This is a genomic window from Acinetobacter sp. YH12151, from assembly GCF_013418355.1.
In the GTDB taxonomy this organism is placed as follows: Bacteria; Pseudomonadota; Gammaproteobacteria; order Pseudomonadales; family Moraxellaceae; genus Acinetobacter; species Acinetobacter pseudolwoffii.
The window spans coordinates 1-14,736 of record NZ_VPCG01000037.1; the positions used below are offsets into that span (position 1 = coordinate 1).

Sequence of the window (14,736 nt, forward strand, 5' to 3'; positions counted from 1 at the left end):
ATAAACAATGGCTTATTTACGCCTACCATCGAGAAACAGGTGAGATTGTTGCTTATGTTTGGGGTAAAAGAGACTTAGCTACAGTTCAACGATTGAAGACAAAGCTTAAACAATTAGGTATTCACTACACCCGAATTGCAAGTGATCATTGGGACAGTTTCATAACTGCTTTTAAAAACTGCAAGCAAAGTATTGGTAAATTTTTTACTGTAGGTATTGAAGGTAATAATTGCAAAATAAGGCATCGAATTAGGCGCGGTTTTAGAAGGAGTTGTAATTTTTCAAAAAAGATTGAAAACCATTTTAAAGCTTTCGACTTAACCTTTTTTTACATCAATAATGGCTTCATTTAATGTCAGCATACTTTTTGAAACACCACCATTTTTTGAATTGGTCGATATTGTGCTTTGGCAGAATTGATTTTAAGCCAAATTCCTGAGTAGGATATGTTGCTATCGAACCATCATTCCTTGCGGTATACACAGTACCGTCATCATGACGGTGTAAAAGGGTCGCAAGATTTGACTCTGTCAAAATAGGTGCAATGTGAGTGTCATTTTCACGAATTTGGTTAATGTCATGCACATAAGTTTTACCGTTTGGAAGGCTGGTATACAGATGATCTCGCATGACTTCCATACGTGCATTACAGTTACGACCACAATCAGGAAGACTGAGCCGAGCAAACTTTTTCGCTTTTAAATGGTTTTGTGCAATAGCATCGCTTTGACGCCAGACATTAATACGACCTTCGATATCGGGGACATAGATATAGCGGTCATCTGCGGTAACAGCATTACTGTGAACTAAAGCATGGTTCACTGTATCGCCCCACCAAACGCCAGTTCCTAGCGCCATCACAAAGCTCGGTTGAGGCTGTGAAATATCTAGAATATCGACACGGTTAGAACCATAACTGGCCACATATAAGCGTTCTGCATGGATTTCGATATCTGCAAGACTGTCCCATTTTTTTGCTAAGCCTTCAATTTTTAATGGGTCAATTGCACTCAGCGCACGTTTTTGTTTTAAATCATAACGTAAAATTTTTGATTCTGATTGGCTATTGGCGATATACAATACATCATCAGTTCGTACCAGGGCTATAGGATTCCATGTACTTAAACCGAAATCTTGAGCAGTAAGTTCCGAACCCACATCCAAGACTTTAAATTCTGAAATTTTGGTAAATTGAGCATTATTTCCTGTTGATGGATTAGAGCCAACCGTACCTGACCCAAGCTTAGATGCATGGCTGTCATTCTCACCACCACCGCCGCCACAAGCAGTCATGAGTAAGGCAATGCTTAAACTCAACAAGCTATATTTTAACTTCATAATTCCCCTTAGATGCAAATGCATAAAAACTTCTGCTCTTATAAAGGGGTTTAAGATGAATACAAAGTCGAATAAGTGTGCTATGTGTCAAAGAAATACTGCTGTTTACTAGATTCCCCACATAAAGCACAAGTAACATTAGCTGTGCTTTATTTTTTTCTATGCTTTTCTTATTATATTTTTCGATGCTCAGGCTGATATCCAAGCATTTCTTCTATCGAATCATAACACCACTGAAAAATGAAGGTATATACCAGAATACACAAGGTCAGGCTAAAATCGAGCACAATCGCCTGCCATAGTCCCATGTTCATCGCATAGGCCACCATTGGAATGGTGGCGAGCATTAAACCACCTTCAAAGCCAATCGCATGTAAAATACGCACTCGAATCGTTCGTTTCAGTTGACGTTTCGCTTCAAATTTTTCGAAATAATGATTAAACAGCATATTCCAGATGACAGAGGTCACGGCCATCACAATTCCCAGTGCACCTGTGACTTCTAGCGGCATATTAAAAATAAGACTCAAAGCTATCGCAATGATCACCAACAGGATGACTTCATAGCTAAGCGCATGCACAAGTCGTCTTTTGGAAATCAACATTTTCATTACTCGGTTTTTTATCAATAATCGCGCATATTATGTTCTTTAAACTGATTAATCGAGTTAGAATATTTCAATAAAATTGATAGATAAGATTACATGAATATTAATCAGGAACAACTCACTGTATTTAAAACTGTGATGGAAACCGGTTCATTCTCTGCAGCTGCACGAAAATTGGGAAAAGTTCCCTCTGCCATTAGCATGTCAATTGCGAATTTAGAAATTGATCTGAATCTGCAACTGTTCCAGCGTATTGGGCGTGAACCTGTGCCAACGGAGCAGGCACAGACACTGTATGAAAGAACAGAACAGCTGTTAATCGAAATGAATCAGTGGAAACAGCATGCGCTTGCCCTAAGTTCAGGCCTGGAGTCTGAACTGAATATCGTCATCGTTTCTGAATTACTGCATACGCGCTGGACTGATTATGTCGTTCTGGTGGAACAGCAATTTCCCGAGCTTCAGATTAATGTCTTTGGTGCACCTCAGGAAGATGCGCAACAGATGCTCTTGGATGGTAGCGCACAACTGGCATTAATGTTTGAGCGGGAACAACTCGATGCACGTGAACAGTTTGTGGAATTAAAGCGTGAAGTCTTGATTCCTGTCGCAGCCAAGCAGCATGTACTGAGTCAATACGATCAGGTCAGCTTTGAACAAATTCTAAATAGCCGTCAAATTGTGGTGGCGAGCCGTGACCGTAATATTAAACCTGAATTATTATATTCCCGTCATTACTGGCGCACTGACAATCATCATTCTGCCTGTAGCATGATTCAACAGGGTTTGGGTTGGGGTGTTCTCCCGCAGGAAATGCTAAAAAAACAGCCGAATTTACAGCAAAATCTGCAAGTGCTGAATCTGCTCGATTTCACCCCAAAGTTTGAATATTTTATCGATCTGGTCTGGAGTCGGGAAAGCAACTTGGGCACAGCTGCTCATTTTTTGATTAATCATCTGCGAAATCAGCGTAAAAGTAGCAAATAATCACAGAAACACCACTTCAGTCTACTTGGTAAATACAGGGTTTATGATATAAAAGTATGCATAAGCAATAACCATAGAACTAGATCGTAATGACATTAACCGCATTAGACCAATTAAAAAACTTGACCACAATTGTGGCGGATAGCAGTGACTTGAGCGCAATTGAAAAATTTCGTCCTCTGGATGCAACCACCAATCCATCACTGATTACAGCAGCGGCCAGTCAAGTTGAGAACAAGGCCCTGATTGAAGCGGCCTATCAGCAGGCGCAGCAGGAAGGCTATGCGGATGATGCCCTAATTGAACGTACCATTGATATTTTGACCGTCAAATTCGGCGTTGAAATCTTGAAATTAATTGAAGGGCGTGTTTCGACTGAAGTCGATGCGTCCCTGTCTTTTGATACTGCTGCCACCATCGCAAAAGCCAAAGAGTTACTGGCACTATATGCGCAGTATGGGATTGACTCCGATCGCATCCTGATCAAGATTGCATCAACCTGGGAAGGCATTCAGGCCGCAAGAACCTTAGAAGAAGAAGGCATTCATACCAACCTGACCCTGTTATTTGGCCAGCATCAGGCCCATGCCTGCGCTGATGCCAAAGTTACTTTAATTTCACCTTTTGTTGGCCGGATTCTGGACTGGTACAAGAAGGCTGAAGGTGTGGATGCTTATCCAATCGAAAAAGATCCTGGCGTGTTATCGGTTAAAAGTATTTATGAGTTTTATAAAGCCCATGGCATTCAAACCGAAATTATGGGCGCCAGCTTCCGCAGTATCGATCAGGTCTTGGGCTTGAGCGGTTGTGACCTTCTTACCGTTGCACCAAATCTACTGGCAGAACTGAACCATGATCAACGTGAAGTTCAGCCGCAACTTTCAGCGACAGCTATTACTGTGCAGGGTGAACTGAGTCCGATCAGTCAGGCAGCATTTCTGGAACAGCTGAAGCAGGATCAAATGGCCAGTGAACTGTTACAAGGCGGTATTCAGGGTTTCATCAAAGCGCGTGAGCAACTGGCTGCGCTATTAGGTCAAACCTTTCTCAATCCCGTTGAAAGCTAAGCTAAAATCTTAGAAATTTTACCAGCCGATGTTGCTATAATGCCGCATCGGCTTTTTCTTGTGCGAATTCTTCGTGTTTGGTATTACAGATCTCAGTACCTTTATCATTGGTACCACCTTAATTGTGCTCTTGCCCGGCCCCAATTCCCTTTATGTCATGTCCATTGCCTCACGTTTTGGTATCAAGACAGGTTATTTAGGTGCTCTGGGAGTGTATACCGGTGACATGATTCTGATTTTATGTACTGCTTTGGGGGCTGCATCTTTATTGCATGCTTTTCCAATCCTGTTTATTACTTTGAAGATTATCGGCGCCATCTACCTGAGTTATCTGGGGATGAAGTTATTAATTGCCGCCTATAAAACCATTCGTCCAACAGAAAAAGTGACGATTCCGCAGATGAATGCGGCTGATGCTAAAGCTTCGTCTATTCAGCCATTTCGTACTGCATTGACCATCAGTATTTTAAATCCAAAAGCGATTCTGTTTTATCTGTCATTTTTTGTGCAATTTGTTGATCCTCGCTATCCTTATCCGGCATTGACTTTCATTCTATTGGCTTTGATCTTGCAATTGATTAGCATGACCTATCTGTCTATTCTGATTTTCTCAGGGGTAAAACTGGCCTCCTATTTCAACCAGCATTACAAACTGACAGCCAGTTGTGTGGCCATAGTCGGCATTTTATTCTGTGGTTTTGGGATGAAGCTAGCCAGCTCTACCTTATAAAAGCTTGAAACAGATATTGTCTAAATACGTGAAAAGCGTATGATTTAAACGCTTTTTAAAATTGTGTCATGGACGATGCCAAAACTATTACAAGATCTGTCTCTTACTGCGGTCATTGCCGGCCTGATTACCTGCCTGATTGGCATTAGTGTTTCTGCTGTACTGGTGATTGAAGCTGCACAAAGCTTAGGCGCCAATGCGGCACAAATCAGTTCCTGGTTATGGGCACTGGGAATCGGCATAGGTATCTCTGGTGTGTGGCTGTCCTGGAAATATCAGTATCCTGTTTCTACTGCCTGGTCAACGGCGGGACTAGCTTTGATCATTGCGTCTGCGGGTCATTACAGCCTCGGTGAAGCGATTGGTGCGTTTCTGATTTGTGGACTGTTGACTGCTGCGCTGGGATTCTTAGGAATTTTTGAGCGTATTTTTCATTTTATTCCACAAAGTTTAACCAGTGCCATGCTGGCTGGAGTATTGCTAAAATTTGGTATTTCAGTATTTGGTAGCCTGCAACAGTCCTGGAAATTTGTACTCAGTGTCCTGGCCATTTATCTGATCTCAAAAAAAATCAGCACACGCTATAGCATCGTGATTACCGTATTTACCGCAATTGCGCTCTGCCCTTTCTTTATCGATTTTACAATCCCGAGTTTAAACTGGAGTATGGCCCAGCCGGTCTGGATCCAACCTGAATTTAGTCTACAAGCTGTTCTAGGGCTGGCTTTACCACTGTTGGTGATCAATCTGGCTTCGCAATATCTACCCGGACTGGCAGTAATTAAAAGCTATGGCTATCCACCCAAGGTAAACGGTATTTTAGGCTGGACCGGTATAAGTCAGGCGATACTGGCACCTTTTGGCTGCTTTAGTGTCAATCTTGCTGCGATCAGTGCGGCAGTGAGTCTGGATACTCAAGCTCATCCCGACCCACAGAAACGCTATATTGCAGGCATGAGTTGTGGGCTGTTTTATATTTTGATGGGACTATTTGCAGCGACCTTGACCAGTGTCCTGATGGCATTTCCAGCAATCCTGATTACCATTCTGGCCGGAATTGCCTTATTCGGCACCATTGGGCATAACATCGCGCTGGCTTTTCAGCAAAGCCATGAACGTGAAGCGGCTCTGATGACCTTTTTATTCAGTGCATCCAATATTCAGTTTTTCGGGATTGGTTCAGCCTTTTGGGGCTTACTACTGGGATTAATGGTTTATTTTCTATTTAAGCTCAAGCCTCAAGTCACTTAAAATTGATGACTGATCATTAGAATAAAATGACAAATAAGGGCAGCGATCATGTCTGCCTTTTATGAATGTCCTGCGGTCTGGGAAAAAAGGTTGATAACGAGTACACCGGAAATAATCAGTGCAATGCCAATAAGTGCAGGCACATCGAGCGTCTGCTTGAAAAGTACATAGCCCACAATTGCAGTCAGAACAATTCCCACACCGGCCCAGATGGCATAAGCGATTCCCAATGGAATGACTTTAATCACTTGGGACAATAAATAAAATGCAATACAGAATAAAACCACGACTGCCAAAGACGGCCATAATTTGCTAAAGCCTTCAGATTTTACTAAAAATGTAGAGCCTGTGACTTCGGCGACAATCGCCAGTGCCAGTAACAGGTAGGCCCACGATACAGGATTCATTTTTCCATCTCCAAAATTTCAGTGTTCATGCTTTGAATAACAAGCCAATTAAAATAGAAAATTAAACTTTAAATAATGCTTATTTTACAATGAATGCTGGTGCAGAAAATCAAGGGTGCGAATAAAGGTTTGCTGACTCTCTTTTTTGCCCATAAAAAACTGGTATTCATGAATCAGCCAGGCTTTAGATTCCGGATAAAATACCTCGGTCACTGCAATATTCCGGGCCTTGAGTGTCTCTACAAAAGGTAAGGATTGAGTATCGGTCAAAAAATCTTTATTACCGCCACTGATGAACACCGGCGGATAAGCATTTGAAATATGCTGGATCGGGGAAATCTGCTTTAAAAATTCGACATCATCTTTCTGGTCGCCCGTATAAGCCTGTACCAGATTATAAACGCCCCATTCGACCATTTTGATTTCATCCGGTGCTTTTTGCACAAAGGCCTGTAGATCGTAAATACCACAATGCAAAATCAAGCCTTTGAGCTGCATTGGCTGAATATTTGGACTGAAATTGGATTGTTGTGAAAACTCTGGATTGGTCAACAACGCGGCATAATGACTGGCCAGATTGGCACCGGCAGAATCTCCGGCTAAATACAGTTGTGCTGCATCAATGTAGTAGTTCTCGGCATGCGTGTTGATAAATGCCAACGCCTGATTAATTTGCTGAAGTTGACTCGGATAAGTCACCTGCGGCGCAAACTGATATTGTACAGAAATCACGTTATAGCCTTGCGCCGCCAATAGCTTAAAATAGCCGCGGGCATGTGCCTTGGAACCTGAAATCCAGCCACCGCCATGAATCCAGACAATGGTCGGTCTCGGGCCTAGATTCTGAATATTCTGCGGTTGATATAGATCGAAGCTTAAATCCTGTAGCGGCTGGTACACGATATTGTTCTGTACCCGAACAGTTTCAGGAGCATAACGATCCATCACTTTTTGTTGTAGGCCCGTGGTCATATTGAAGGCACTGGCAATTAGCCTGCTATTTTGTACGGTATTCTGACAGCCCGCTAACATCATCGAGCTGACCAGCACAAGATTTACCGCGATATATCTCACAATTTCAATTTCCCTATATTGACAAAAATCAAGCGCAGGCAGTTTAACTGAAATGCTCAAAAACCAAAAACTTAATCCAGTTCGTTCTGGCAGCAGAGGTGAAAATCCCCAGTTTTTTGCTCGGATTTATTTGCCCATTTCTTTACAGTTTTATGTGAATAATAGTTGTAATTTAATGAGTTTTTTCATTTTTTTAGGTTTTGCAATTGCACCTGTAGAGTCACTGTGCTATCAATGAATCAGAAGCGAACAATAAACATTTGGAGTAAAAAAATCATGGCCTATCAGCATATTTTAGTTCCGGTAGACGGCTCAGAAATTTCTTTTTCCGCAGTACGACATGCTGCAAAAATTGCCAAAGCATTTGGTGGCCAGCTTTCCCTGATCAGCCTGATTGCAGAAGATCCTTTTACTGAAGCTGATTTCTATTACAGCTCATCTATCATGAAGGAATATTTTGTACAGGCGCATGCCAATGCCAAAAATGCCCTGAAAGAAGCCACTGCGATTGCAGCGACTGAAGGTATTGAAGCTCAGTCACGGATCGTCACAGGTCTGGTCAATGCCGAACACATTGCCAAAACTGCTGATGAAGTAAAAGCAGATCTGATTGTTATGGGTTCTCATGGCCGTAAAGGCTTCCAGAAAATGATTCTGGGCAGCTTTGCACAGGATGTTTTAGGTGCCAGTGAAATTCCGGTTCTGATCGTGAAAAAATAATCAAAGCTTTGCGTATCTTCAAGGTGCGCATTACTCGGTTTTCTATATTTGATTTCAAACCAAACCGTACGTTATGGAGATTCACCCACCTAACCCCTATTCTCCTTACTGCAATAATAAATATCAGGAAGCACCATGAATAATTATGATCATCTTCTCGTAGCACTCGATGAGTCCTCGATTTCCTATGCTGCCGCAGAACATGCCCTCGAACTGGCCAAAGTATTTCATAGCCATGTCACCTTACTCAGTGTCATTGCGGTTGACCCTTTTAAGGGCGTAGATTTTTATAAAGTTGCTCCAGCAGTCACAGATTACTTTATGCATGCAGAACAAAATGCGCTTGATCGCTTAAATGACCTGAAACAGAGCTTTGTTCGTGAAGGCATACAGGTCACGACAAAAATCCTGCATGGTATGGCACCTTCAGAAGGAATCTTACAGGCTGCAAATGAATCACCGACTGATGTCATTATTATGGGTTCACATGGCCGTAAAGGTTTGCAAAAACTCATGCTGGGCAGTGTCGCTCAGAATGTTCTGGCACTTTCCTCTATTCCAGTACTCATCGTCAGACAATAGGATGCTTGATCAAAGCCTGTATGATACAGGCTTTTAGCGAAGTTTTTGATTTAATTCACTTAAGAAAATTTCAGCATCAAGCTGACTTTGAAATACTTTTTTGTATTCTCCGACCTGCTGAATGGAATGCGGCGTATATTGAATGGAGATTTCAAGTAAGCCATTTTCAGGATTCTTGCTGACATGTACGGCAATAATATGCTGGCTATTTAAATAAAAACCATCTTCAATTTTCACTAACATATCTTGGACAACCTCTAGTAAGCGAATCTGTAGATCCCTTTACCTAGCTTACAGCTTAATAAATAAATACTCTTTTCCGTATAATCATACTGTAACACCCTTTGGTACTTACCTAAGCCTTTAGAGAAATTCAACTGTATTTAAAGCCAGCGTTTGAAATAAACAGGAAATAAAAAACCGGATCAGGTCGATCCGGTTTTTTATGAATATTGATGTTATACGCTGAGCATACTATTGAGTGTCTCAGACACGTTTTTAGATTTAACCAGTGGTTTTAAGGTTTCAAGCTGTGCTTTCACTTCACTGCGTTGCGGTTCTGCCAAGGTATACCAGCGTGACAATACCTGTAGCAAACGTGAGCCTACAATCGGGTTTTTCTCGTCCAGATATTTCGCCAGACCAATAAAATGCTGTACGCCAAAGCTCCAGGTATTGACTGGGTTGGCATTCAAACCACCACTGACTGCACGAATACAGTTAGGCACCGCCAGATCATAATCTGGATGCTGGGTCAGATACGCAATGGTTTCGTCCGTTGCTTTTGGATGGGCTGCCTGAACCATAAACCATTGGTCTAAAGACAAGGCTTCATCTTCAAAGCGGCTGTAGAAATCGGCTAGAGCTTCTTGTGCTTGTGGTGCATCATTCCAGACCAAGACTTTCAGTGCACCCAAACGTTCAGACATATTCCCCGTGTGATATTGCTCATAGGCTAAATCAAAGGCAAATGCATCTCCCTGACGAGCCATCATCGTGAGCATGATATTTCTTAAAGCACGCACACCCATCGCTTGCGAGAATTCAGATTGCAGATCAGGATCCAGATTGAGATAAGTTTCTTTCGCTGTTTCACCAAAGGCACGTGCCAAAGTATGCAGCAAAGCCTCACGCTTTTCCTGAATCATGACCGGATTATAATCCTGATCAATACGGCTACCTAAATAACCTTCCGACGGTACATCAAACAAACGTGATGCCAACAGCGGATCTTTCTCAATCACATCCGGCAAGGTATTAAGCATGGCCTCGATATAAATTTCTGCAGGCTGATCATCCAGCAAGATACGCTCGAGTAAAGTTTGAGTTGCTTGCCACTGGTTAAAACCATTCGTTTCATATTGCAACAGGAAAGCCAGTTCTTTTTCTGAATAGTCAAAGTCCAGATTCACTGGTGCAGAGAAATTACGCAGCAAGGACACTACCGGTTTTGCTGTCACACCGCTAAATTCGATCGTGGCTTCATCCTGATCAAACAGATATACCCCATCTTTGACGCCATTTTCAAAGAGTGCCTCAGAGTTCAGCGTTAACTGCTCACCGCTTTCAGCATCAAACAATGCCAAAGCGACTGGAATGGGTACGGCTTTCAGATTTGGATATTTAGGATGGGTTTTCAGGCTTTGTTTCAAGCTGAGGCGATAGATTTGTGTCTCTACATCATATTCAGCTTTTGCTTGAAGTTTAGGTGTACCCGGCTGATTGTACCAGGTCAGGAAGTTTGAAAGCTCCACACCTGAACCTGCTGTCAGTGCAGCCACCCAATCCTCAACTGTTACTGCTTGACCATCATGACGGCGGAAATATTCATCGGTTCCTTGACGGAATTTTTCCTTACCGAGCAAGGTCGCCATCATGCGGTTAATTTCAGCCCCTTTTTCATAAACAGTGGCAGTATAGAAGTTGTTAATTTCTACAAAATGATCTGGACGCGGCGGATGTGATAGCGGCCCTGAATCTTCCGGGAACTGATGTGCTTTCAGAACTGCTACATCATCAATACGTTGTACCGCAGCCGACTGTAAATCTTCCGAGAAAGATTGGTCACGGAATACAGTCAGGCCTTCTTTCAAACACAGCTGGAACCAGTCACGACAGGTAATCCGGTTACCGGTCCAGTTATGAAAATATTCATGCGCAATGACTGACTGCACCCGCATGATGGCGGCATCAGTGGTGTACTCTTCATCGGCTAGCACGCATGAAGTATTGAAGATATTCAGACCTTTATTTTCCATGGCACCCATGTTGAATGCACTGGTCGCCACAATCATGTAATTATCCAGATCATAAGGCAGACCATAATGCTCTTCATCCCAGCGCATAGAATGTTTGAGCGCTTCCATGGCGATCTTGCATTTTGGAATATCTTTTTCTTCTGCGTAGATTTCCAGAGCTACATTGCGGCCTTCCGATGTGACATAGGAATCTTTCATCACTGCCAAGTCACCAATGACACAGGCGAACAAATAGCTCGGTTTCTTGGTCGGATCCTGCCACACGGCATAGTGACGATTTTCATCCACTTCACCGGTTTCTAGCAGGTTACCATTTGCGAGCAAGACCGGATATTTCTTGTCTGCCTCTACACGTGTGGTAAAGACCGACAACACATCAGGACGGTCTGGATAGAAAGTAATTTTACGGAACCCTTCTGGTTCATTTTGGGTCACAAACAGATCTGAACTGGCCTGATATAAACCTTCCAGCATAGTATTACTTTCAGGATGGATTTTAACCACAATTTCAAGCGACACTTGATCAGGCGCATTGGCAATGACCAGTTGTTCAGCATCAAGACTGTAGTCAGTTGCATTCAGGGTTTGACCATTTAACTGAATCGATTGCAGTTCCAGATCTCGTCCGAGCAAGACCAGATCACCGGCAGTTTGACGCTGCATCTGCAGTTTGCTGCTGACCAGCGTATGATCCGCATAGACCTGAATATTCAGCTCGATAGAATCGACGATAAAGGAGGGTTTTTGGTAGTCTTTTAAATAAATGGTTTGATCCGCTTCGATCACCGGGTTTGCCGCAATATTCATGTCCTGTCCTAATCTTTATCTTATTCGACATTGTTCATGTCAAAATCATACGCCAAGTTTTAAACGCTGTCTGTGCATTTGTATTGTTCGCTCTAATATGGGCATTGTACGCACCACTTTCAATGCATTTTGCCTAATTGTGCAGCATTCGATTAAGCTTAAGAAATATCTATGCCAAATAAACAGCCAGAATCATAATTTCTTACATTATTATAAATATTTGATTTAAAGATATATATTGATATCCAAATTACACTTCACAAATACAGATTAAAAAATAAGCACACTTCTTGCTAGAGTTAAGCTGTATTTCCCCGCCCTTAAAATTAAAGAATAATGATAACCATGAGGTGAGCCATGTACTTAAAAAAACATATTGTACGAATGGAAAATATCAAAACCCTGCAAACACTGGATCAGGCCAATATTGACCATAAAGTCATTGCACTCTTGATGAGCTGTGAAGGTATTCCTCTTCAGGCACATGAAGTGACTGCCATTCTCAACAGCTACGATGCCCTCGGTACCAAGAAAGTTCCATCTAAAAAAGTTCAAGCCTTAATTCACGCCAAACATCGCGGACAACAAGACGAAACCTTACCATGCCCAGTCTAAAACCCGTCATTTCATGTTTTTAAGATCAGAGCTACTTCGGTAGCTCTTTTCATGTGCGCGTATATTTTTTGCTGACGTAAAATAGCATCAGTCAACTACATTTGCCTCGCATCAGCGGTGTATAATCAAATGCCCGTCCATTCTAAAGTTGCTCGCGCCCATGGTATTCAGTGTTCTGCAAAAACAGCTTGATGAAAGCACCCACTGCCCGCTATGTAAGGCATCGATGTATTGGATTGAGGCGGAACAGTATGATCAGGAGATGAGTTACCATGAATGCAGCCATTGCCAGCATCAGCTTCATCCGGATCAAAAAAATAATTGTTATTGCGCACAGTGTCTGGCCCAACGTAAACGCATGCTCAAGGAAGTCCGTTTACAGGAAAATCGTCTCTATCATAAAAAACAGGACCGGCCAGTTCCTGAGCTCAATCAGCTCAGTTTTATCAATAAACTGTTTCTACTTTCGATTTTAGATGAACAAGTACAGGAATATAGCCAGCACCGCGAATATATCGACTGGCATCAAATTCGCTATTTTTCCATCAGTCCGAACTATCTGTTTCAACATGGTCTGGTCAAAAATATGCTCAGAGAACAGATTTTAATTCCCAAAGATGTGCAACAGGAAAATCAGCACTATTATATTAATGTACGTCTGGATGGCTATTCTGAACCGAGCCTGTTCAGCATTACCCAGCAACTACGCAACTGGTTTTATCAGAACCTGAGTCAAGGTGTGCCTTTTAAAAGTGCAGATGAAGTCAAAGATGCCCTGTATTGTCTGCTATATGAGGAGATCATTCAGTTTGCGCAATTTTACTGTCGTAGCTGGAATGTGCAGATTGCCGGAAATCAGAGCTTTCAGACCTTTTGCTATCGCCTTTTAGATGTCTTGGCAGTGGGGCAGATTTATTATCTGGTACAGACCGCACTGGAATATCTATATAAGCAAAAAGCGCTTAAGCCACGCAATGAAAATTTTATTAATACCAATCTGCTGAAAAAAACCTTACAACAGTATCGGGAACGTTCTGTCACGGAAAAATGGGAAACCTCTACCCTGCCACGCCCGCCACAACTGGCCTTCAGCAAGATGAGTGAAATCCTGTTTTATCGCTTCCTGGGTTATGATGAGAATATTTTCTTTCAGCCGGTCTGGCGCTCATGGCATAAAATTGAACCGCGCCTGAAATTTTATTCGCAGAAACGTTGTATGCACTGCGGTTCACAGGAACTTTCGGTGGATTATGATGCCAGTGACTATGTCAGCCTGTTCTGCCGTAGCTGTAAGCATCAGGACCATTATTTTACCCGCTGAGCGAAGATACGACTTAGATTCCTTTTTGACAGATGATCATTATGAATACTTCTACGCAAGCACTACAGCACACGCTTCTGGATCAAATCTGCGAGGCATGGTTAAAGTTACAGCAACATCAGCCATTGGTACATATCATGACCAATGCCGTGGCCAGTAATTATGTGGCCAATGTGGTGCTGGCTGCCAATGCTTCCCCCGCCATGATCGATAATCCTTTTGAGGCCGAAAGCTTTGCCAAAATTGCAGCTGCGATCAATCTCAATCTGGGTACACCGACCACCGAACAAGTACAGGCCATGCACATTGCTGCGGAAACGGCACATCGTCTGAAAAAACCATGGGTACTGGATCCGGTTGGTTATGGAACGGTACTGCATTGGCGCTCGAATACGGTAGATCAGTTACTCAATTCCCATCCGACAATTTTACGGGGCAATGCCTCTGAAATTGGTGCTTTGGCTGGCAAGCGGATCGAATCCAAAGGTGTGGACAGTACCATCAATAGTGCCGATGTTTATTTACAGGCACAAAGCTTATTGGCGCATTGTGACTGTGTCGCGATTTCCGGCGAATCTGATTACATCATTTCCAGAGATTATCCGGTAATACAGGTATCAGGCGGATCATATTTACAACCGCGAGTCACGGCCACCGGTTGTGCACTTGGTGCACTGATTGCAGCCTATAGTGCTGTAAGTTCTCCCGCAATCGCGGCACTCGCTGCACATGTGCATTTTGCAATTGCAGGTCAACGGGCTTTTGAACGTGCGCCACAACTTGGCAGTTTTAATATGGCTTTTCTGGATGAAGTCCATCAACTTAATACTGAAAGCATCCGACAATACGCCAACTTTCAAATTTTGCCGGGAGCAGTTTAGTTTGCTAGCAGCTTTAAGGGGTGTTTGCAGATTGGTATAGACCTGACACCCCATTTTTAGCTGTACATCGCTCACATCTTCTACTAATTT

At 42.7% G+C, this 14,736-nt stretch carries 15 protein-coding genes and 1 pseudogene; 10 read left to right on the forward strand and 6 right to left on the reverse strand.

Features of this window, described 5'->3' with window-relative positions; all coding sequences use genetic code 11:
- Nucleotides 1-353 (forward strand): annotated as a pseudogene (locus tag FTU82_RS12320) (IS1-like element ISPa14 family transposase); the annotation flags it as partial.
- Here FTU82_RS12320 and FTU82_RS12325 read toward each other — a convergent pair.
- A complete protein-coding gene (locus tag FTU82_RS12325; protein WP_257221978.1) occupies nucleotides 346-1,338 on the reverse strand; it encodes a lactonase family protein in 993 nt (330 codons plus the stop codon). The pseudogene FTU82_RS12320 and the gene FTU82_RS12325 overlap by 8 nt on opposite strands.
- Nucleotides 1,339-1,511: 173 nt before the next feature.
- Nucleotides 1,512-1,943 carry a chlorhexidine efflux PACE transporter AceI gene (gene aceI, locus FTU82_RS12330; protein ID WP_005170461.1) on the reverse strand — a complete coding sequence of 144 codons (432 nt, stop codon included), beginning with the start codon at nucleotides 1,941-1,943 and terminating at the stop codon, nucleotides 1,512-1,514.
- Between the two features lie 99 nt (nucleotides 1,944-2,042).
- On the opposite strand from aceI, the gene FTU82_RS12335 reads away from it, so the two are divergent.
- The 4 genes from FTU82_RS12335 (at nucleotide 2,043) to FTU82_RS12350 (ending at nucleotide 5,981) form a co-directional block, all read left to right on the forward strand.
- Nucleotides 2,043-2,933, forward strand: coding sequence for a LysR family transcriptional regulator (locus tag FTU82_RS12335; protein ID WP_005170459.1), 891 nt, complete (start codon nucleotides 2,043-2,045; stop codon nucleotides 2,931-2,933).
- A gap of 89 nt (nucleotides 2,934-3,022) precedes the next feature.
- A complete protein-coding gene (tal, locus tag FTU82_RS12340) occupies nucleotides 3,023-4,000 on the forward strand; it encodes a transaldolase (protein ID WP_100535289.1) in 978 nt (325 codons plus the stop codon).
- A 73-nt stretch (nucleotides 4,001-4,073) separates the two neighbouring features.
- A complete protein-coding gene (gene leuE, locus FTU82_RS12345; protein ID WP_005097277.1) occupies nucleotides 4,074-4,730 on the forward strand; it encodes a leucine efflux protein LeuE in 657 nt (218 codons plus the stop codon).
- A gap of 75 nt (nucleotides 4,731-4,805) precedes the next feature.
- Complete coding sequence (locus FTU82_RS12350; protein WP_074383234.1) at nucleotides 4,806-5,981, forward strand: benzoate/H(+) symporter BenE family transporter; 1,176 nt, start codon at nucleotides 4,806-4,808, stop codon at nucleotides 5,979-5,981.
- A gap of 59 nt (nucleotides 5,982-6,040) precedes the next feature.
- Here FTU82_RS12350 and FTU82_RS12355 read toward each other — a convergent pair whose 3' ends face one another.
- Together FTU82_RS12355 and FTU82_RS12360 are read right to left on the reverse strand one after the other, a co-directional pair.
- Nucleotides 6,041-6,388, reverse strand: coding sequence for an SMR family transporter (locus tag FTU82_RS12355; RefSeq protein WP_005097280.1), 348 nt, complete (start codon nucleotides 6,386-6,388; stop codon nucleotides 6,041-6,043).
- Between the two features lie 84 nt (nucleotides 6,389-6,472).
- Nucleotides 6,473-7,423, reverse strand: a complete 951-nt coding sequence (locus FTU82_RS12360; protein ID WP_218944654.1) for an alpha/beta hydrolase — start codon at nucleotides 7,421-7,423, stop codon at nucleotides 6,473-6,475.
- A 315-nt stretch (nucleotides 7,424-7,738) separates the two neighbouring features.
- Here FTU82_RS12360 and FTU82_RS12365 point away from each other — a divergent pair, with 315 nt between their 5' ends.
- Together FTU82_RS12365 and FTU82_RS12370 are read left to right on the forward strand one after the other, a co-directional pair.
- On the forward strand, nucleotides 7,739-8,182 hold the full coding sequence (locus FTU82_RS12365) for a universal stress protein (RefSeq protein WP_005170452.1): 444 nt from the start codon (nucleotides 7,739-7,741) through the stop codon (nucleotides 8,180-8,182).
- 135 nt (nucleotides 8,183-8,317) lie between these two features.
- Nucleotides 8,318-8,764, forward strand: a complete 447-nt coding sequence (locus FTU82_RS12370; protein ID WP_005252208.1) for a universal stress protein — start codon at nucleotides 8,318-8,320, stop codon at nucleotides 8,762-8,764.
- Nucleotides 8,765-8,797: 33 nt separating this feature from the next.
- On the opposite strand, the gene FTU82_RS12375 is transcribed toward FTU82_RS12370, so the two are convergent.
- On the reverse strand, nucleotides 8,798-9,007 hold the full coding sequence (locus FTU82_RS12375; protein WP_004278836.1) for a hypothetical protein: 210 nt from the start codon (nucleotides 9,005-9,007) through the stop codon (nucleotides 8,798-8,800).
- A gap of 215 nt (nucleotides 9,008-9,222) precedes the next feature.
- Nucleotides 9,223-11,829: an aminopeptidase N gene (pepN, locus tag FTU82_RS12380; RefSeq protein WP_180001766.1), complete on the reverse strand. Its 2,607-nt coding sequence runs from the start codon at nucleotides 11,827-11,829 to the stop codon at nucleotides 9,223-9,225.
- 357 nt (nucleotides 11,830-12,186) lie between these two features.
- On the opposite strand from pepN, the gene FTU82_RS12385 reads away from it, so the two are divergent.
- The 3 genes from FTU82_RS12385 (at nucleotide 12,187) to thiM (ending at nucleotide 14,646) form a co-directional block, all read left to right on the forward strand.
- Entirely contained in the window at nucleotides 12,187-12,444 is a 258-nt protein-coding gene (locus FTU82_RS12385) for a hypothetical protein (protein ID WP_005097289.1), read from the forward strand.
- Between the two features lie 160 nt (nucleotides 12,445-12,604).
- Nucleotides 12,605-13,765, forward strand: a complete 1,161-nt coding sequence (locus FTU82_RS12390; RefSeq protein ID WP_005170446.1) for a hypothetical protein — start codon at nucleotides 12,605-12,607, stop codon at nucleotides 13,763-13,765.
- 32 nt (nucleotides 13,766-13,797) lie between these two features.
- Entirely contained in the window at nucleotides 13,798-14,646 is an 849-nt protein-coding gene (thiM, locus tag FTU82_RS12395; RefSeq protein ID WP_180001765.1) for a hydroxyethylthiazole kinase, read from the forward strand.
- Nucleotides 14,647-14,736 lie beyond the last annotated feature (90 nt).

Bases quoted from the DNA above. Each gene is read 5' to 3' on its own strand.
- FTU82_RS12325 (WP_257221978.1), bottom strand. From the start codon at position 1,338: ATGAAGTTAAAATATAGCTTGTTGAGTTTAAGCATTGCCTTACTCATG.
- aceI (WP_005170461.1), bottom strand. From the start codon at position 1,943: ATGTTGATTTCCAAAAGACGACTTGTGCATGCGCTTAGCTATGAAGTC.
- FTU82_RS12335 (WP_005170459.1), top strand. From the start codon at position 2,043: ATGAATATTAATCAGGAACAACTCACTGTATTTAAAACTGTGATGGAA.
- tal (WP_100535289.1), top strand. From the start codon at position 3,023: ATGACATTAACCGCATTAGACCAATTAAAAAACTTGACCACAATTGTG.
- FTU82_RS12350 (WP_074383234.1), top strand. From the start codon at position 4,806: ATGCCAAAACTATTACAAGATCTGTCTCTTACTGCGGTCATTGCCGGC.
- FTU82_RS12355 (WP_005097280.1), bottom strand. From the start codon at position 6,388: ATGAATCCTGTATCGTGGGCCTACCTGTTACTGGCACTGGCGATTGTC.
- FTU82_RS12360 (WP_218944654.1), bottom strand. From the start codon at position 7,423: ATGATGTTAGCGGGCTGTCAGAATACCGTACAAAATAGCAGGCTAATT.
- FTU82_RS12365 (WP_005170452.1), top strand. From the start codon at position 7,739: ATGGCCTATCAGCATATTTTAGTTCCGGTAGACGGCTCAGAAATTTCT.
- FTU82_RS12370 (WP_005252208.1), top strand. From the start codon at position 8,318: ATGAATAATTATGATCATCTTCTCGTAGCACTCGATGAGTCCTCGATT.
- FTU82_RS12375 (WP_004278836.1), bottom strand. From the start codon at position 9,007: ATGTTAGTGAAAATTGAAGATGGTTTTTATTTAAATAGCCAGCATATT.
- pepN (WP_180001766.1), bottom strand. From the start codon at position 11,829: ATGAATATTGCGGCAAACCCGGTGATCGAAGCGGATCAAACCATTTAT.
- FTU82_RS12385 (WP_005097289.1), top strand. From the start codon at position 12,187: ATGTACTTAAAAAAACATATTGTACGAATGGAAAATATCAAAACCCTG.
- FTU82_RS12390 (WP_005170446.1), top strand. From the start codon at position 12,605: ATGGTATTCAGTGTTCTGCAAAAACAGCTTGATGAAAGCACCCACTGC.
- thiM (WP_180001765.1), top strand. From the start codon at position 13,798: ATGATCATTATGAATACTTCTACGCAAGCACTACAGCACACGCTTCTG.